Raw genomic sequence first — 16,242 nt, forward strand, 5'->3', positions numbered from 1 at the left:
GACCATCCCGGAATGACAACGGGGAGGAAGTATCCATGATCGACCACGTCTCCGTCGGCGTTCGCGATCTGGAACGGGCCGCGCGGTTCTACGAGCCGACGTTGGCCGCGCTTGGCCTGAGCCGCCTCGTCACGCGGCCGGCGACGGTCGGCTTCGGCAAGGCCTATCCAGAATTCTGGATCAATCTGCGCGCCACGATGGCGCAGGTGCCGCATGAGAGCGGCACCCATATCTGCCTGCGCGGGAAGACTACCGCCGAGGTCGACGCCTTCCACGCCGCTGCGTTGGCGTCCGGCGGCCTCTCCGATGGTCCTCCGGGCCTGCGCCCGCACGACCGCGTGCGCTACTATGCGGCCTTCGTCCTCGATCCCGACGGCAACCGCATCGAGGCCGTGACGTTTCCGAGCGAGTAGTAAGGATTTCAGGCTAGCACTTGTCTCGACCCGTCATCCTGAGGAGCGCGTAGCGCGTCTCGAAGGATGCACGGCCACCAGCGGGGCGATCGTGCTTCGAGACGGCCGCTCCGCGGCCTCCTCAGCATGACGGTCATGGAGCCGAAAGTGCGGCGAACAGTTACAGCCGACGCGCGACTTCGGGCGCGAGTTCCTTCGCGGCCTCGGGCGTGCGTGCCACTGCCGAACGCAGCCGCGGCAGGATCTCGTCGATGCGATCGGCCATCAGCACGTTGATCGGCAGCGTCGGGCGGATGAACTCGGTCATGCGCATGTGGTTGAGCAGCGAGAGCAGGGGCTCCCAGAAATTGTCGATGTTGGCGAGCAGGATCGGCTTGTGGTGACGGCCGAGCTGCTGCCAGGTCAATTGCTCGACCAGCTCTTCGAGCGTGCCGATGCCGCCGGGCAGCGCGACGAACGCATCCGAGCGCTCGAACATCAGGCGCTTGCGCTCATGCATGTCGGGCGTGACGATCATCTCCTGAACCGAGGTCAGCGCGTTCTCGCGCGCGCGCAGGAATTCGGGAATGATGCCGGTGACGGAGCCGCCGTGATCGAGCGTGGATTTCGCGACCGCGCCCATCAGGCCGATCGAGCCGCCGCCATAGACCAGGCGCACGTTGTTTTCGGCAAAGCTCTTGCCGAGCGCGACGGCAGCTTCAACGAAACGGGGATTGTTACCGGGGCCGGAGCCGCAATAAACACAGACAGTCTTGATTTGGTTCATACGTTCCTTGTGGCACTGCAGCGTAAACAGGGTCAAGACTCGCATATGGGGATGGAGGGCCAAAAAATCCCGTAAATTCCCGCGAATCGCGAACAATTTTCGTCATAAGCCTGTACGCCGCGTTCAAACGATCTATATGACGGGCACAATGGCAAACCGTGGAAAAGATGTGGCAGCGGACCGCCGCGCCGTGACCGCGCGGGCGGGCGCCTGATGGTGCCGCCGCAACAGAGTGTGACCGGCGCCGCACAGCCCTCGGCCACGCCGCCGGCCGCCGAGAAGGGGACGCTGCTCGGCACCCTCGTTCATCTCTGGCCCTACATCTGGCCCGGCGATCGCGCCGATTTGAAGACGCGCGTGATCTGGTCGGTGGTGCTGCTGCTGTTCGCCAAGCTCGCGACGCTGTCGGTGCCGTTCACCTTCAAATGGGCGATCGATGCGCTGAACGGCACCGGCTCGGCGCCGGTCGCGGCCTCGAACTGGGTGGTCTGGCTGATCGCCTCGCCGGTGCTGATGACGATCAGCTACGGCGCGGTGCGCATCATCATGGCGGTGCTGACGCAGTGGCGCGACGGCATCTTCGCCCGCGTCGCCATGCATGCGGTGCGGCGGCTCGCCTACATCACCTTCGTGCACATGCACGAACTGTCGCTGCGCTTCCATCTCGAGCGCAAGACCGGCGGCCTGACCCGCGTCCTTGAGCGCGGCCGCTCCGGCATCGAGACCATCGTGCGGATGGTGATCCTGCAGTTGATCCCGACCATCGTCGAGGTCGCGCTGCTGGCGGCGGTGCTGCTCTGGCAGTTCGACTGGCGCTACGTGCTCGCGGTGCTGCTCACGGTCGTCGTGTTCATGTACTTCACCTATATCGCGACCGAGTGGCGGATCGAGATCCGCCGCAGGATGAACGATTCCGACACCGAGGCGAACACCAAGGCGATCGACTCGCTGCTCAACTACGAGACGGTGAAATATTTCGGCGCCGAGGAGCGCGAGGCGCGGCGCTACGATCGCTCGATGGAGCGCTACGAGCAGGCCAGCGTGAAGACCTATACCTCGCTCGCGGTGCTCAACACCGGGCAGGCGATCATCTTCACCGCCGGGCTGACCGCGACCATGCTGATGTGCGCGTTCGGCATCCGCAACGGCACCCACACTGTCGGCGATTTCGTGCTGATCAATTCGATGATGATCCAGCTCTACCAGCCGCTGAATTTCATGGGCATGGTCTATCGCGAGATCAAGCAGGCGATCATCGACATCGAGAAGATGTTCGACGTGCTGGCGCGCGATCCCGAGGTGAGGGACATTCCGGGGGCCAAGCCGCTCGCGGTGTCATCCGGCAGCGTGCGGTTCGAGGATGTCCGCTTCTCCTACGAGGCGGACCGGCCGATCCTCAAGGGCCTGAGCTTCGAGGTGCCGGCCGGCAAGACGGTTGCGATCGTCGGTCCCTCCGGCGCCGGCAAGTCGACGATCTCGCGGCTGCTGTTCCGCCTCTACGACGTCTCGAGCGGCCGCATCCTGATCGACGGCCAGGACATCAAGACCGTGACGCAGGCCTCGCTGCGCTCGGCGATCGGCATGGTGCCGCAGGACACCGTGCTGTTCAACGACACCATCCGCTACAACATCCGCTATGGCCGCTGGGATGCCGGCGACGACGAGGTGGAGGAGGCGGCGCGCCTCGCGCAGATCGACGGCTTCATCCGGATGTCGCCGCAGGGCTATGAGACGCAGGTCGGCGAGCGCGGCCTGAAACTCTCCGGCGGCGAGAAGCAGCGCGTTGCGATCGCGCGCACGGTGCTGAAGGCGCCGCCGATCCTGGTGCTGGACGAGGCGACCTCCGCGCTCGACAGCCACACCGAGCACGAGATCCAGGGCGCGCTGGAGCGGGTCTCGCGCAACCGCACCTCGCTGGTGATCGCGCACCGGCTGTCGACCATCGTCGGCGCCGACGAGATCATCGTGCTGGACCAGGGCCGGATCGCCGAGCGCGGCACCCACGCGCGGCTTTTGGCCGCCGACGGCCTCTATGCCAGCATGTGGAACCGGCAACGCGAGGCCGAGGAGGCCCGCGAACGGCTCGCCCAGGTCGATGACGACGGCACCGCGCCGAATCGGCTGCCGCCGGCGGTCACCGAAACGTCGGAGGATTCCAGCCCTGATGCGGGTGAGAAACCCTTGCCGACCGCCGCGGAATAGTCGATTTAGGGCCTCTCCCGCCAAATGGGGCGGGGAAACGCAAGCGAGCTCTGATGTCGATCGCCAATTCCATCCGCGCGCAGATCCCGCCGATCCACCCCGAGGGCTATCCCTTCATTGGCGGCTTCGCTCTGGCGAGCCTGATCCTGTTCTGGATCTGGACCCCGCTGGGCTGGATCGGGACGCTGCTGACCGTCTGGTGCGCGCTGTTCTTCCGCGATCCGGTCCGGGTGACGCCGCTGCGCGACGGCATCGTGGTATCGCCGGCCGACGGCCGCGTCTCGATGGTGGTGCAGGCGCTGCCGCCGGCCGAGCTCGGGCTCGGCGACAAGCCGCTGCCGCGGGTCTCGGTGTTCATGAGCGTGTTCAACTGCCATGTGAACCGCAGCCCGGTGGTCGGCCGCATCGACCGCATCGCCTACCGGCCCGGCGCGTTCATCAATGCCGAGCTCGACAAGGCGAGCGAGGACAATGAGCGCAATTCGCTCGTGATCTCGACCTCCAACGGGCGCATTGGCGTGGTCCAGATCGCAGGCCTCGTGGCGCGGCGCATCGTCTGCTTCGTCAAGGAGGGCCAGTCGATCGGCGCCGGCGAGCGCTTCGGCCTGATCCGCTTCGGCTCGCGGCTCGACGTCTATCTGCCCGAGGGCACGAAGGCGCTGGTCTCCGAGGGGCAGACCGCGGTCGCCGGCGAGACGATTCTGGCGGATTTCCGCAACGCCGATCCGGGCCGAACCTACCGCGCCGATTAACTCTGTTTCGCCAGCCCCATCAGCCGGTTCCCGCCGCAATGGCGGAGCCGGGCGGCGCTTGCTATATTCATCAGGCCATGACGCCATTCGATCCGAATTCCACCGAGTATCGCCGCCGGCGGTTCCGCCCGATCCCGGTGCGGATGCTGGTGCCGAACATGATCACGCTGCTGGCGATCTGCGCCGGCCTCACCGCGATCCGGCTGTCGACGGAAGGGCGGATGGAGCTGGCGGTCGCCGCCATCGTGTTCGCCGCGATCCTCGACGGCATCGACGGCCGCGTCGCGCGCATGATCAAGGGCCAGTCGAAATTCGGCGCCGAACTCGACAGCCTCGCCGACTTCGTCAATTTCGGCGTCGCGCCGGGCCTGATCCTGTATTTCTGGCAGCTGCATGAATTGAACAATGGCGGCTGGATCGCCGCGATGGTGTTCGCGATCTCCGGCGGCCTGCGGCTTGCGCGCTTCAACGCCTCGATCGACGATCCGAACAAGCCGGCCTTCGCCGCCAACTATTTCACTGGCGTGCCGGCGCCTGCCGGTGCGATCACCGTGCTGCTGCCGATCTATCTCGCCTTCCTCGGCGTGCCGATGCCGCCGGCGACGCTGACGGCGTTCTACACGCTGTTGATCGCCTTCCTGATGGTGTCGCGGCTGCCGGTGTTCTCCGGCAAGACCGTGAAGATGCGCGTGCCGCCGGAAATGGTGCTGCCGGTGTTCGTGTCGGTGGTGTTCATCGTCGCGCTGCTGATCGGCTATCCCTGGCACATCCTGTCGGCGGGCTCGGTGCTCTATCTGATCAGCCTGCCCTGGGGCTGGAAGTCCTACCGCGACCAGGAGCGCCAGCTTGCCGCACAGACGCAAGCTGCGGGCGCGCCGGTGGCGGCGCAGGCCGCTGCTCCCTATACGGCGCCGGTCGCGGAGAGTGACCACGACGATCGTCCGACGCATCTGCACTGAGTGCGCCCTCGGTAGTCGACCGTCATCCTGAGGTGCGAGCCTTGCGGCGCAATTGCGCCGCCGGGCGAGCCTCGAAGGATGTACGGCCCGGCTCCGAGATTGGGGCCGTCGACCCTTCGAGGGCCGCTGAAGAAGCGGCCACTTCCAGCGACAACGGTTTCGCCGTTGCGCGGGGGTGACGGTGATAGAGTGGTTTCGTTCCAGCAAATATCAGCCATGAGCGTGCCTCGGTTGGGTTCGCCTGCGATCTCGGCTATAGGCTGAGACGGCCCGCTCGAGCATGATCCGGAAAAGTGGAGACCGGTTTTCCGAAAAGATCATGCTCAAACAAAGAAATGAGATCATGATGCGTTTCCCTGGAAACGCATCATGATCTGACGCCAAAAATCAGGAGAGAAACGCCGTGACGACATCCGCTTCCGCCCCGCTTCCTGCTTCCGTCCTTGAAGCGTTGGCGCGCTACGACACGCCGACGATCTGCAACGCGATGGAGATCGTCGCGCCGGAGCGCCGTCTGATCGGCTACACCGTGAAGCCGCTGGTCTGCCCGTTCCCGACGCTGCCGCCGATGGTCGGCTACGCCCGCACCACGACGATCCGCTCGGTGCTGAAATCCGGCCTCTCGGCCGAGGAGCAGTCGAAGCGCCGCATCGAATATTACGAATATGTCGGCACCGGCTTCGGCCCGCGCATCTCTGTCATCCAGGACATCGACGGCCCGGACGTCGGCTATGGTGCGTTCTGGGGCGAGGTGCAGAGCAACGTGCACAAGGCGCTCGGCTGCCTCGGCGTCATCACCGACGGCTCGATCCGCGACATCCCGCAATGGGCGCCGGGCTTCCAGGCGCTGGCCGGCTCGATCGGCCCGTCGCACGCCTGGGTGCATGCCGAGAGCTTTGGCGGCGAGGTCCGCGTCGCCGGCATGACGGTGCGATCCGACGATCTGATCCACGCCGACAGCCACGGCGCCATCGTGATCCCCTATGAGGTCGCGGCGAAGCTGCCCGAGGCCGCCGAACTCTGCGGCCGCCGCGAGACCCCGATCCTGGACATCGCGCGCAGCAAGGATTTCTCACTGGAGAAGCTGAAGGACGCGCTGAAGCGTTCGGCGGAGATCCACTGAGGCAGCACGCGTTGTCGATTTGCAGAGCGGCGGGCCGGAGGGCCCGCCGTTTTGCTTTCGGTGTCAGGCCGGAGCCACCTTCGCGATCTCGTTCGCCCCGCGAACCGTCATGTCGATGGCGACATAGAGGATCACGGCGAGGCCGACATAGGCGATCCAGCGGTGGTTCTGCAGCAGCCGCGCGATGAAGGAGGCGGCCGCGCCCATCATCGCGATCGAGAGCGCGAGGCCGAACACCAGCACGATCGGCTGCTCGCGCGCCGCACCCGCGACCGCCAGCACGTTGTCGAGCGACATCGAGACGTCGGCAACGATGATCTGCGTGGTGGCCTGCCACAGCGTCTTGCGCTGGCCCTTTGCGCCATCGGCGTGTTCGGCCGTGGTCTCGTGCGCGTCGGCGCGCAGCTCGCGCCACATCTTCCAGCACACCCACAATAGCAGGATGCCGCCGGCCAGCAGCAGGCCGACGATCTGCATCAATTGCGTGGTGACCAGGGCGAACAGGATGCGCAGCAGTGTCGCGGCACCGATGCCGATCAGGATCGCCTTGCCGCGCTGCTTCTCCGGCAGGCCGGCCGCGGCAAGGCCGATCACGACGGCGTTGTCACCGGCCAGCACGAGGTCGATGACGACGACCTGCAGCAATGCGCTGAGGGCGTCGAGTGAAAACAACTCGGGCGAAAATAGTTCGGACATGGGTCATGTTCCCCTTGAGGTCGGGGAGCGGACCCTTTCGACGAAACCGGCTCTTGCCGTCATGCGGACGGCAAATCCACCGCGACACTTATCGCGTCACGGGTCGAAGCAGGGCCACTCCAACTGAGTTCCAGTCCGACATCGCAGCTTGTGGCTGCCAGAGGGGCCCGGCCTGGGATTACGGTCGTGACACCGGACGCATTGCTGCTTCTTCCTCGAAGAACAGCGCCGCCTGATCCGGTTCGCCGAGGATCGCCGCTGCGCACCCCATGAAGGTGAACGCGCCGGCAAAATCCCACAGCGTGAGGTTCGCCACGGTTGAGCGTGCGTGGATCACGCGCGCCGCAATCGCAGCAATGGCTGCCTGGACGAACAACAACAGGCTGAGAACGGGCAGCACGAGTGCAGGCTCAACCAGACGGAGCGTCAGGACGATCGGCAGCGCGGTCAGCGCGCCGAACAACAGCAGCATGCCGAACGGCTCCAGAGAGGGAGTCTTTCGCAGCATCGTGTCTGGAATGATCGAGGACATTCCGGTCCTTTACCGATCCTGACTTGTCGTTCACGTCGAGGATATCAGAACGCGATCTCCTTGACGCGCGACGCGGCGCCGCGCGACCGCCGGCCGCGCGACAAGATGTACTTATGCGGTTCCGGAGAAGGCCCGAGCCCCCGGGGGGGGGGGGTGATCTTGGACGCCATTTTGGCACCGCCAGCGCGGTGGCATGCCATGGCAAAGTCCGTGCGGCGCCTTTATCTTTGCTGACAGCGCTGGGCGAACGATCGAAAGGCAATTTCGATGAATATGGCAGGCAAGACGGTGCTGATCACCGGTTCCACCGACGGCGTCGGCCGCTACGTCGCGATGAAGCTGGCGTCTGCTGGCGCCCGGGTCCTGATCCACGGCCGCGATACCAAGCGGGCGCAGACGCTCGCCGACGAGATCAAGCGCCTCAGCGGCCGCGAGCCGATGTTCTACCAGGCCGATCTGTCCTCGCTCGCCGAGGTCCGCGAGTTCGCCCAGCTGGTGCTCGACGACCAGGAACGCCTTGATGTGTTCGTCAGCAACGCGGGCATCGGTTCGCAAAACGAGGGGCCGGCGCGGCAGACCAGCAAGGACGGCCACGAGCTGCGCTTCGCGGTCAACTATCTCGCCGGCTTCCTGCTCGCGCATCTGTTGCTGCCGCGGCTCAAGGCGAGCGCGCCGGCGCGCATCGTCAATGTCGCGTCGCTCGGCCAGCACCCGATCGATTTCGGCGACGTGATGATCACGAAGAACTACAGCGGTGCGCGCGCCTATGCGCAGAGCAAGCTGTCGCAGATCATGTTCACCATCGACCTGGCCACGGAGCTGGAAGGCTCCGGCGTGACCGTCAACTCGCTGCACCCCGCGACCTACATGAACACCACCATGGTGCGCGCCAGCGGCGCGACGCCGATCTCGACCGTCGAGCAGGGCGGTGATGCCATCCTGCGTCTGGTCCAGGACGACGATGTGGCAGGCCGGAGCGGGCTGTTCTTCGACGGCAAGCGCGAGGCGCGCGCCCATGCCCAGGCCTATGACGCCGAGGCGCGCAAGCGGCTCAAGGCGTTGAGCCTGACGCTCACCGGGCTGCGGGCTTCCTGATCCGGCGCGAGACCGGCGCACTTTGGACGCGACCTTGGGCGCGGATCGCCTCGAACAGGCGCTTGCATGCGGCCGGAACGCCGCGATCCGGCACCGTTGCAATGCCGAGCAAGAGACCCGGCTGCGCGCGCTTCGGTGAGAAATACCAGGGCGAGAGCGGGGCGGGCGCCAGCCCGTGCGCGAGCAGTGCCCTGACGATCTCGACATCGGCGGTCTTGTCCGGCAGCGTCAGCATGACGGCGAGGCCGGCAACCTGCACGTCGTTGCTCCAGCTCCGTAGCGCCGTCGTTAGCGCATCGCGGTTGTCGCAATAGGCCCGCTTGGTTCGCCTGAGATGGCGGATGTAGTGACCGTCGCGCATGAATTCCGCGGTGGACAGCTGCACCGCTGGGCCGGGAGCGGGGACCAGGCACGTCGCGACATCGGCGAACTGCGCCGCCAATGGCTCTGGCGCAACCAGGAAGCCGAGGCGCAGCGTCGGCGAGATCGTCTTGCTGAAGGAGCCGAGATGGATCACCCGGCCGGCGCGATCGAGCGAGGCGAGCGCCGGCGCGGCACGGCCATCGAGCTGCAATTCGCCGAGATAGTCGTCCTCGATGATGAAGGCTCCGGTTTGGGCGGCCCAGTCGAGCAGCTGCGCGCGACGTTGCGGCGACAGCGGCGGGCCGAGCGGCGCCTGCTGGCCCGGGGTCACGACCGCGAGCGCCGCGTCGGGGGCGTGCTTGAGACCGTGCTCGACATCGATGCCGTTGGCATCGACGGGCATCGGGACGACCTCCAGCCGGCCGAGCTCGAGGCCCTTTCGCGTCAATGGAAATCCCGGGTCTTCCATCCACGCGCGGCGGCCTTCGAGGCCGAGCACGCGCATCGCGAGGCCGAGTCCTCCGCTGAATCCCGAGGTGATGACGATCTGCGCGGGCGAGCATTCGAGCCCGCGCGCGATCGCGAGATGCGCCGCGATCTCGCGTCTCAATTCGAGCTCGCCGCGTGGATCGACATAGCGCATCACCGCGCTCAATTCCGCCCGGACGGCGCGCGCGCGGATTCGCGCCAGCAGCTTGGCGGGGAGGGTATCCTGCGCGGGGACGCCCATCCGAAAGTGTCCCTGACCGCTCAGATCGCGAAACATCTCCACGACCGATCCGGGAGCGACCGGCGCATCGGGCTTGGCGGCCTTCCTGGGCCGCCTCGCGACGGTGGTGCCGCCCGCCTTCGACGACACGATGTGCTGGGCGTCCGACAGCTTGTCATAGGCCGCCCGCACGGTGCCGCGCGCAACGCCGAGCTGCGCGGCAAGGTCGAGCCACGATGGCAGCCGGGCGCCCGGCACCAGCACGCCGTTGTCGATCGCCGCCGCGATCGCCTTGCGGATCTGCTCGGAGAGCGGCGTCCTGGCCGACCGGTCGAGCGCGATGGGAAGCGGGTTGGGCATGGCTCGTGGTACACCAATTCGGTTCATTCTTGGTGCTTCTTTTTGGCCATGCGTGCCCGCATCTATCCGGTAGCAATGGAGGCACGAGATGAAGACCTTGATGACAACGCTGCTGGCCTGCGCGGGCCCTTGCGACTCCGGCGATGGCGCAATCGGTGACGCCGAAGTTCGAGCATATGATCACGAACATTCCCGGCAAGTCGCTGATCGCGGTGGAGGTGAACTTCCCGCCGGGCGAGCCGTCGGCGCCGCATCATCACGCCAAATCGGCGTTTCTCTATGTCTACGTGCTCCAGGGCGCGATCGAGAGCCAGCTGGAAGGCGAGGCCGCGCATGTCTATCGGGCCGGCGACAGCTTCTTCGAGCCGCCCGGCGCGCATCACGTGCTCGGGCGCAACGCCAGCGCGACCGAACCGGCGAAGCTGCTTGCGGTGTTCGTCGTCGACAGCAACGACAAGGCGCTGACTGTGTTCGACAAGGAAGGACACAAGCAATGAGCATGCGGATCGATTACAACAAGGTCGCCCCCGCGGGCATCAAGGCGCTCGGTGGCGTCTATGGCTACATCACGCAAAGCGGGCTTTCCGCGCAGCTCGTCGAACTGGTCTATCTGCGGATATCGCAGATCAACGGCTGCGCTTATTGCCTGGACTCGCATACCCGCAGCCTGCTGAAGATGGGCGTCAAGGTCGAGAAGCTTGCGGTGCTGCAGGTCTGGCGCGAGGCGGGGGAGCTGTTCGACGCCGAGGAACGCGCCGCGCTGGCCTGGGCCGAAACCGTCACCCGCGTGGCGGAGACCGCGATTCCGGACGACGCGTATGAAGCGGCGCGCGCAACCTTCAGCGAGAAGCAACTGGTCGACCTGACCATCGCGATCGGCCTGATGAACACCTACAACCGGATCGCCATCGGCTTCCGCAACCCGCCGCAGGCTGTGGTCGAGCATTCCGCTGCGGCGGCTTGATCTTGGCAGGATGGGTCAACTCCTCGACAGGAGCAACTCATTCGTTGCGGGCCGCATGCTCAGCAGCAGGAGTGCGCCGGAGAGCAAGTACAGCGCCATGACGAAGTACATGCCATAGATGTTGTCGCCGGTGTTCCGCACGATGAACCCGGTGATCGACGGGCTTACCGCCGGACCGAGATTTCCGAGGCTGGTGACGAGGGCAAGGCCGCCGGCCGCCGCGCCTGCTGAGAGATACTCACTGGTCAACGCATAGAAGAGCGGCGGCGCTGACACAAACCCGATGACGGCGAAGGAGAGAGCCAGGATCGAACCAACAAAAGTGCCGTGGAGCAACATGAGAAAGAACAAGCCGCCGGCGGCAATCGTGACGCAGGTCGCATAGTGCCAGCGGCGCTCACGCCGCTTGTCCGAATGACGACCGATCAGGATCATGCAGACGATACCCGTAGCGTTGGCTACTGCGTGATAGACGCCGACCAGTAGCGGATCCTTTACTCCCCAGCTATGGATCAGGGTCGGCATCCAGAACACCATCGTGTAGTTGGCGCCCAGCAGACAAAAACAGGCCAGCGACAACAGGTAGACCTTCGGGTCTCGCAGCAGCTGCCGGAACGTCCCCGAGGTCGCCTTCACGATGTTCTCTTCGTGATGCTGTAAAGCATCGTCCAGCAGCGCCTTCTCCCCCTTCGAGAGCCACGCGGCCTGGAACGGCTTGTCCTTGAGCAGGTAATACACGAGAACGCCGAGGATTGGCGCGGGCAACCCCTGGATCAGAAACAGCCATTGCCAGCCGTAAAGACCGCTGACGCCGTCGAAATACTTCAGGATCGAACCACACAGCGGACCCGCGATGAACATCACAATGGGGGGCGCCGACGCGAGGATCGCGATGACCTGCCCGCGCCTCACCGACGGGTACCAGTATGTCAAGTACAGCAGCACGCCCGGGGCGAAGCCGGCCTCAAAGACACCAAGGAAGAACCTCGCCGCATAGAACTGGAGCGGCGTCGATACGAACATCATGGCGGTCGCCGCCAATCCCCAGAGCACCATGATCCGCAACAGAGTCTTGCGCGCGCCGATCCTTTCCAGAAGAAGATTGCTGGGCACCTCAAACAGGAAATATCCGACGAAGAAGATGCCTGCGCCGAGTCCGTAGACTGCATCATCAAACGGCAGTGTCTGCTTCATCTGAAGCTGTGCGAAGCCGATGTTGATGCGGTCGAGAAAGGCGACCATGCTGGCGATCAGTAGCAAAGGCATAAGGCGCCAGTCGACCTTGGCGAACACTGCCTTGTACGCCGGGTTCTCCAATATCGGCGACGACGACTTGCTTGCAGCAGGCAGATGCATTCTTGTTCCTTCCAAAGTATGCTTTTGCCTATGATGTCCTTCAAACCAGTCGCTGCTCCATTGCGCGCGAGTAATGGTCTGACCTCGAAAGCTCAGGTGACCTTTGCCTCGATGACGCTGAGACGCCCGGCCGGACAGGTCGCGGTGTGAGTAAAGCCGGATTCGCGAAACAGCCAGGCGTACTGCTTTTCCGTTCTTTCGAGACCGCCAGGACCGCGAAGCATGAGCAGATCGGTCAGCGTCTGTTCCCTGTGCGCATCGCTTACGCTCGGGAATTCCGGCATGACCCGTTCGATAAGCAGGAGCACGCCCCCTCCGGGGAGCGCCCTTCGACAGTTTGCGAGGATGACCATGCTGCGCTCATCGTTCCAATCGTGAATGATGTTCTTCATGACGATGGCATCCGCGATCGATGGAATCGTCTGGAAGAAATCGCCGGCCATGAATTCGACGCGATCACTGAGCCCGCTGCGCCTCAGATGGCCAGTCGCGGATTCGGCGCAGCGCGGAAGGTCGAAAATAGTCCCTCGGATATGCGGATGCTGCCCGGCTATGGCGCCAACGAGTTCGCCGGAGCCGCCGCCGACATCCATGAGATGAGCGAACGCACCGAAGTCGTAGGCCCCCAGGATATCCGGAATCGCCAGACGGGTCCCCTCCGTCATAGCCGCATTAAATATGCTGACCATCTCCGGATCGCGCGCCATCAGATCAAAGCTGTTTTCATGGTCAAGCAGTTGCGCGGCGGTCTTGCCGGTCATGATCGAGTCCAGCAACCCGGTCCACGATTCGGTCAGAAACTGGCCTTCAAAGATCGTCCAGTTCTTGAGGGACTGGGTTGCGGCCCCGTCAAGGCAAGCCCCCAGTTCGGTCAATGCGTATCGCTCTTCAGCGACCGTGCAAATGCCTATGGTCGAAAGCGCGGTCAGCAGGCGGCGGAGCGCCTGCTTGTTCGCACCGGTCGCCTCGACGAGTTCGCCAAGGGGCCGCGATCCATCGCGCAGGAGCTCGGCGATCCCCAGCTTCGCGGCGACGTAGATGACCGCGGTCACGCGCTGCGACTGAATAAGGTGCAGCAATCTTGCGGATGCTTGGACAGAGGCCATCGATCATTCCCCCTCATGTTGCTCGTTGGTGCCGGTCCAGCACTCCCGGGCAAACCTGCTCAGGCTCGAAAGCGGCGCGCTGCGCGGCATTGATTGGCCGACCCTGATCTCGGTGTCGCTGACGCCGGGACCGCATCGCCGGTCCGTCCCCGCAATTGGGGAAGGGTTGAAACCTGAAATACTTAGCGCAGTATGGATGACAGAACTGATCATGGAGGCCTGCCTGGCGCTGACCGCTTTTGGTGAATCGCTGCTCGGGACGGTTTTGCTATCCCGCGCCGCAAGATGATGCTGTACAATTGCCGCCAGGTCCCGAAACCTCGCCGATATTCTGCCGATATTTTCCGAAATGGCCCAACGAGGCGTTCTTGCTTAAGTCATCGCAGCCTTCGATTGTGATCGGCGACCGGACCTTGGACCTGGCCCGCGAATTGCTGCTCGACGGGCGCGGCGACATCGTGCCGTTGCGTCCTCAAGCCTGGGCGGTGCTGCGGCTCCTCGCGCAACGTGTCGGGCGCCTGGTGCATAAGGACGAGATATTGGATGAGGTCTGGTCGGACTGCGAGGTCACGGAAGACTCGCTTGTCCAGGCCATCGGCGACATCAGGCAGGCCTTGGGAGGGGCGGGCCGATTGGCCCTGAGAACCTTGCCTCGCCGCGGCTACATGCTGGTCGTGGATGGCGAGCAGGCCGACCGCCCGGCTTCTGCCAGTGTCACGACCTCGTCGATGCCGGACAACGCCGGAAGGCCAGCGGGTTCATCTTCGGTCCCACACCTGTCCATTGTTGTTCTACCATTCACAAATATTGGCGGCGATCTGGAGCAGGAATATTTTGTCGATGGCGTGACTCACAGTCTGACTACCGACCTGTCGCGCATCGCCGGCGCGTTCGTCATCGGCCGGGGCACTGCGTTCACCTTCAAGGGAAAGGCGGTGGACGTGAGGGAGATCGGTCGCGAATTGAATGTCCGTTACGCGCTGGAAGGGTCGGTGCAACGCGGCGGCAATCGCTTTCGCCTGAACGTTCAGTTGACTGACACGGAAACCGGAGCCCATGTGTGGGCCGAGCGCTTCGACAAGCCCGCTGCCGACTTGCTGGACATGCAGGATGAGATCGTATCCCGGCTCGCCAATACATTGAACGCCGAGCTTATCAAGGCCGAAGCACGACGGGCAGAACGGTTGCCCCAGCCGGACGCGATGGATCTCTATTTTCAGGGCGGGGCTGTCCTGAATAAAGGAATAGCGCCAGCGGTTATGGCGCGAGCAAGGGATTTCTTCATGCGCGCCCTCGCGCTTGATCCCGACAATATTGAAGCAGCGGTTGCCGCGGCTCAGGTCGATTTTGCGATCGGTTCTTCCTCCATGGCCGATGACGGACCGGCATATTTCAGGGCCGCGGAGAAGGCGCTGAATGGCGTGTTGTTGCGTGCGCCCAATCACCCCAGAGCCCACATGTTGCTCGGCGCGGTTCAAATTCGGACGCACCGCGCTGCAAAGGGTATCGCTGAATGTCGCCAGGCGCTGGCGCTCGATCGGAATTTGGCCGATGCGCATGGGTTTATTGGCCTCGGGAAGCATGCGCTGGGGCGTGGTGAGGAAGTCGAGGGGCATATTCAAGAGGCGTTACGACTGTCCCCTCGCGATACGCGTGCCTTTCTCTGGATCATGGTTGTCGGGATGGCCAAGTTGATGTCCTGCACCAATGCAGACCTCGAGGCGCTGGACTGGCTTCGCCGGAGCATTGAGGCTAATCCCAATTTTGCGCTCGCTCACTTTCACTTGGCTGGCGCGTTGGCCATGATGGGAGACCTCGAGGAAGCACAATCCAGTGCCAAAGCCGGACTGGCGCTCGATCCCAACTTCAGCATTCGTCGATACGACGTCAATGTCGTCTTCCTGTCCGACAATCCGGTATGGCTCGCCAAGCGTAAGCGCTTTTATGAGGGAATGCGCATGGCCGGCGTGCCGGAGAGCTAGTGCCGCGTTCGATCATCTGCGTGAATGGGATAAAGCTGCGACGAGGAGCTACATTTGAGCTCCAGCAGCGGCGCGCCATACTCCCGTCTTGGTCAGCGGCGGAGCAGGAGCACCACTCACGAACCCGGCTTCGCCTCGACAGGCTTCTGCGCGAACTGCGGAAAGGTCTCGGCGACGACAGGCCCATCCAGCCGCCATGAATAGCAGCCGCCGACGAAGAATGGCGGCTCGGTGACATCGCGCTGATGATCGAGCGCGCCGCGGCCCTGCGGGTCCTTGCCGGAGGTTGCGGTCTGGAACAGCGTCGTCACCGCGGGACCCAGCAGCTCGGCGAGATGGGTGCAGGTTTCGAGCTTGCCAATCTTGCGACGGACCAGTTCGCGCCAGCCCTTGCCGATGCGTTCGCCGACCAGGCGCTGCAAGATGCCCTCGACGTCGAGGCAGGACGGGTAGGGCGTTGAGGCCATCGTGGTGCCGGTCTCGCGGATCGTAAAACTGTCGTCGACCGCGAGCCGCAGGCGGATGTCGTGCACGGGATCGTCGGGCTGCTGCAGCCCGCGATGCTTGTCCTGTCGGGCATAGGGTTTGGTGTCGACCAGCTGCGCCTCGACTTCCCACAATCCGTCGTCACGGAGATAGCCGAGACATTCGACGGAGCGGCGGTGCATCAGGCGGCGGGGCTTGCCGTCGGCATTGGTATCGGGTGCGGACATCGGAACTCGCTGGATTGAATCTAGAGCTGATCCAATCGGCCGTGCGCTCCGATGTCAACGCTCGCGGTCGAATGGCGTCATGAGAGGTCGTCATTCCGGGATGGCGCGTTAGCGCCAGACCCGGAATCTCTAGATTCCGGGTTCGATGCTT

Annotated in this window: 17 protein-coding genes; 10 read left to right on the forward strand and 7 right to left on the reverse strand. The window is 64.3% G+C overall.

What is annotated here, in order from left to right:
• Positions 1 to 35 precede the first annotated feature (35 nt).
• On the forward strand, positions 36 to 413 hold the full coding sequence (locus tag ACVI1L_RS30885; RefSeq protein ID WP_456784625.1) for a VOC family protein: 378 nt from the start codon (positions 36 to 38) through the stop codon (positions 411 to 413).
• 160 nt (positions 414 to 573) lie between these two features.
• Here the strand turns inward: ACVI1L_RS30885 and ACVI1L_RS30890 are convergent, their stop codons facing one another.
• The gene (locus ACVI1L_RS30890) at positions 574 to 1,179 is read right to left on the reverse strand and encodes an LOG family protein (RefSeq protein ID WP_456784626.1); all 606 of its coding nucleotides are present in this window, start codon (positions 1,177 to 1,179) and stop codon (positions 574 to 576) included.
• A gap of 213 nt (positions 1,180 to 1,392) precedes the next feature.
• Here ACVI1L_RS30890 and ACVI1L_RS30895 point away from each other — a divergent pair, with 213 nt between their 5' ends.
• The 4 genes from ACVI1L_RS30895 to ACVI1L_RS30910 all read left to right on the forward strand — a co-directional run bounded on the left by ACVI1L_RS30895 (position 1,393) and on the right by ACVI1L_RS30910 (position 6,215).
• Positions 1,393 to 3,381 (forward strand): ABCB family ABC transporter ATP-binding protein/permease, encoded by a 1,989-nt coding sequence (locus ACVI1L_RS30895; protein WP_456784627.1) that lies wholly within the window; start codon positions 1,393 to 1,395, stop codon positions 3,379 to 3,381.
• Positions 3,382 to 3,434: 53 nt separating this feature from the next.
• Complete coding sequence (locus tag ACVI1L_RS30900) at positions 3,435 to 4,133, forward strand: phosphatidylserine decarboxylase (RefSeq protein ID WP_016846296.1); 699 nt, start codon at positions 3,435 to 3,437, stop codon at positions 4,131 to 4,133.
• Between the two features lie 77 nt (positions 4,134 to 4,210).
• Positions 4,211 to 5,092 (forward strand): CDP-diacylglycerol--serine O-phosphatidyltransferase, encoded by an 882-nt coding sequence (gene pssA, locus ACVI1L_RS30905; protein WP_057017306.1) that lies wholly within the window; start codon positions 4,211 to 4,213, stop codon positions 5,090 to 5,092.
• 403 nt (positions 5,093 to 5,495) lie between these two features.
• On the forward strand, positions 5,496 to 6,215 hold the full coding sequence (locus tag ACVI1L_RS30910) for an RraA family protein (protein ID WP_028344569.1): 720 nt from the start codon (positions 5,496 to 5,498) through the stop codon (positions 6,213 to 6,215).
• Between the two features lie 63 nt (positions 6,216 to 6,278).
• On the opposite strand, the gene ACVI1L_RS30915 is transcribed toward ACVI1L_RS30910, so the two are convergent.
• Together ACVI1L_RS30915 and ACVI1L_RS30920 are read right to left on the reverse strand one after the other, a co-directional pair.
• Positions 6,279 to 6,911 carry a TerC family protein gene (locus ACVI1L_RS30915; protein ID WP_057017273.1) on the reverse strand — a complete coding sequence of 211 codons (633 nt, stop codon included), beginning with the start codon at positions 6,909 to 6,911 and terminating at the stop codon, positions 6,279 to 6,281.
• A 178-nt stretch (positions 6,912 to 7,089) separates the two neighbouring features.
• Positions 7,090 to 7,443 carry a hypothetical protein gene (locus ACVI1L_RS30920; RefSeq protein ID WP_082653787.1) on the reverse strand — a complete coding sequence of 118 codons (354 nt, stop codon included), beginning with the start codon at positions 7,441 to 7,443 and terminating at the stop codon, positions 7,090 to 7,092.
• 267 nt (positions 7,444 to 7,710) lie between these two features.
• Here ACVI1L_RS30920 and ACVI1L_RS30925 point away from each other — a divergent pair, with 267 nt between their 5' ends.
• On the forward strand, positions 7,711 to 8,538 hold the full coding sequence (locus ACVI1L_RS30925) for an SDR family NAD(P)-dependent oxidoreductase (RefSeq protein ID WP_057017274.1): 828 nt from the start codon (positions 7,711 to 7,713) through the stop codon (positions 8,536 to 8,538).
• On the opposite strand, the gene pdxR is transcribed toward ACVI1L_RS30925, so the two are convergent.
• Entirely contained in the window at positions 8,516 to 9,970 is a 1,455-nt protein-coding gene (pdxR, locus tag ACVI1L_RS30930) for a MocR-like pyridoxine biosynthesis transcription factor PdxR (RefSeq protein ID WP_456784628.1), read from the reverse strand. The two genes, ACVI1L_RS30925 and pdxR, sit on opposite strands and share 23 nt — an antisense overlap.
• Before the next feature lie 143 nt (positions 9,971 to 10,113).
• Between pdxR and ACVI1L_RS30935 the strand changes: the two genes are divergently transcribed.
• Together ACVI1L_RS30935 and ACVI1L_RS30940 are read left to right on the forward strand one after the other, a co-directional pair.
• Positions 10,114 to 10,467, forward strand: coding sequence for a cupin domain-containing protein (locus tag ACVI1L_RS30935; protein WP_456784629.1), 354 nt, complete (start codon positions 10,114 to 10,116; stop codon positions 10,465 to 10,467).
• The gene (locus ACVI1L_RS30940; RefSeq protein ID WP_225641455.1) at positions 10,464 to 10,934 is read left to right on the forward strand and encodes a carboxymuconolactone decarboxylase family protein; all 471 of its coding nucleotides are present in this window, start codon (positions 10,464 to 10,466) and stop codon (positions 10,932 to 10,934) included. Before ACVI1L_RS30935 ends, ACVI1L_RS30940 begins: the two co-directional genes overlap by 4 nt.
• 15 nt (positions 10,935 to 10,949) lie before the next feature.
• Here the strand turns inward: ACVI1L_RS30940 and ACVI1L_RS30945 are convergent, their stop codons facing one another.
• On the reverse strand, positions 10,950 to 12,290 hold the full coding sequence (locus ACVI1L_RS30945; RefSeq protein ID WP_456784630.1) for an MFS transporter: 1,341 nt from the start codon (positions 12,288 to 12,290) through the stop codon (positions 10,950 to 10,952).
• A 92-nt stretch (positions 12,291 to 12,382) separates the two neighbouring features.
• Positions 12,383 to 13,396, reverse strand: coding sequence for a methyltransferase (locus tag ACVI1L_RS30950; protein ID WP_456784631.1), 1,014 nt, complete (start codon positions 13,394 to 13,396; stop codon positions 12,383 to 12,385).
• 25 nt (positions 13,397 to 13,421) lie between these two features.
• On the opposite strand from ACVI1L_RS30950, the gene ACVI1L_RS30955 reads away from it, so the two are divergent.
• Together ACVI1L_RS30955 and ACVI1L_RS30960 are read left to right on the forward strand one after the other, a co-directional pair.
• Positions 13,422 to 13,685, forward strand: coding sequence for a hypothetical protein (locus tag ACVI1L_RS30955; protein ID WP_456784632.1), 264 nt, complete (start codon positions 13,422 to 13,424; stop codon positions 13,683 to 13,685).
• Positions 13,686 to 13,764: 79 nt separating this feature from the next.
• A complete protein-coding gene (locus ACVI1L_RS30960; RefSeq protein WP_456784633.1) occupies positions 13,765 to 15,378 on the forward strand; it encodes a winged helix-turn-helix domain-containing tetratricopeptide repeat protein in 1,614 nt (537 codons plus the stop codon).
• Positions 15,379 to 15,494: 116 nt separating this feature from the next.
• On the opposite strand, the gene ACVI1L_RS30965 is transcribed toward ACVI1L_RS30960, so the two are convergent.
• A complete protein-coding gene (locus ACVI1L_RS30965) occupies positions 15,495 to 16,091 on the reverse strand; it encodes a DUF2889 domain-containing protein (protein WP_057019693.1) in 597 nt (198 codons plus the stop codon).
• Positions 16,092 to 16,242 lie beyond the last annotated feature (151 nt).

The sequence above is a fragment of the Bradyrhizobium sp. USDA 4516 genome (genome assembly GCF_054055915.1).

Excerpts from the sequence above, each read along its gene's own strand:
- ACVI1L_RS30885 (WP_456784625.1), top strand. The coding sequence starts at position 36 with ATGATCGACCACGTCTCCGTCGGCGTTCGCGATCTGGAACGGGCCGCG.
- ACVI1L_RS30890 (WP_456784626.1), bottom strand. The coding sequence starts at position 1,179 with ATGAACCAAATCAAGACTGTCTGTGTTTATTGCGGCTCCGGCCCCGGT.
- ACVI1L_RS30895 (WP_456784627.1), top strand. The coding sequence starts at position 1,393 with ATGGTGCCGCCGCAACAGAGTGTGACCGGCGCCGCACAGCCCTCGGCC.
- ACVI1L_RS30900 (WP_016846296.1), top strand. The coding sequence starts at position 3,435 with ATGTCGATCGCCAATTCCATCCGCGCGCAGATCCCGCCGATCCACCCC.
- pssA (WP_057017306.1), top strand. The coding sequence starts at position 4,211 with ATGACGCCATTCGATCCGAATTCCACCGAGTATCGCCGCCGGCGGTTC.
- ACVI1L_RS30915 (WP_057017273.1), bottom strand. The coding sequence starts at position 6,911 with ATGTCCGAACTATTTTCGCCCGAGTTGTTTTCACTCGACGCCCTCAGC.
- ACVI1L_RS30920 (WP_082653787.1), bottom strand. The coding sequence starts at position 7,443 with ATGTCCTCGATCATTCCAGACACGATGCTGCGAAAGACTCCCTCTCTG.
- ACVI1L_RS30925 (WP_057017274.1), top strand. The coding sequence starts at position 7,711 with ATGAATATGGCAGGCAAGACGGTGCTGATCACCGGTTCCACCGACGGC.
- pdxR (WP_456784628.1), bottom strand. The coding sequence starts at position 9,970 with ATGCCCAACCCGCTTCCCATCGCGCTCGACCGGTCGGCCAGGACGCCG.
- ACVI1L_RS30935 (WP_456784629.1), top strand. The coding sequence starts at position 10,114 with ATGGCGCAATCGGTGACGCCGAAGTTCGAGCATATGATCACGAACATT.
- ACVI1L_RS30940 (WP_225641455.1), top strand. The coding sequence starts at position 10,464 with ATGAGCATGCGGATCGATTACAACAAGGTCGCCCCCGCGGGCATCAAG.
- ACVI1L_RS30945 (WP_456784630.1), bottom strand. The coding sequence starts at position 12,290 with ATGCATCTGCCTGCTGCAAGCAAGTCGTCGTCGCCGATATTGGAGAAC.
- ACVI1L_RS30950 (WP_456784631.1), bottom strand. The coding sequence starts at position 13,396 with ATGGCCTCTGTCCAAGCATCCGCAAGATTGCTGCACCTTATTCAGTCG.
- ACVI1L_RS30965 (WP_057019693.1), bottom strand. The coding sequence starts at position 16,091 with ATGTCCGCACCCGATACCAATGCCGACGGCAAGCCCCGCCGCCTGATG.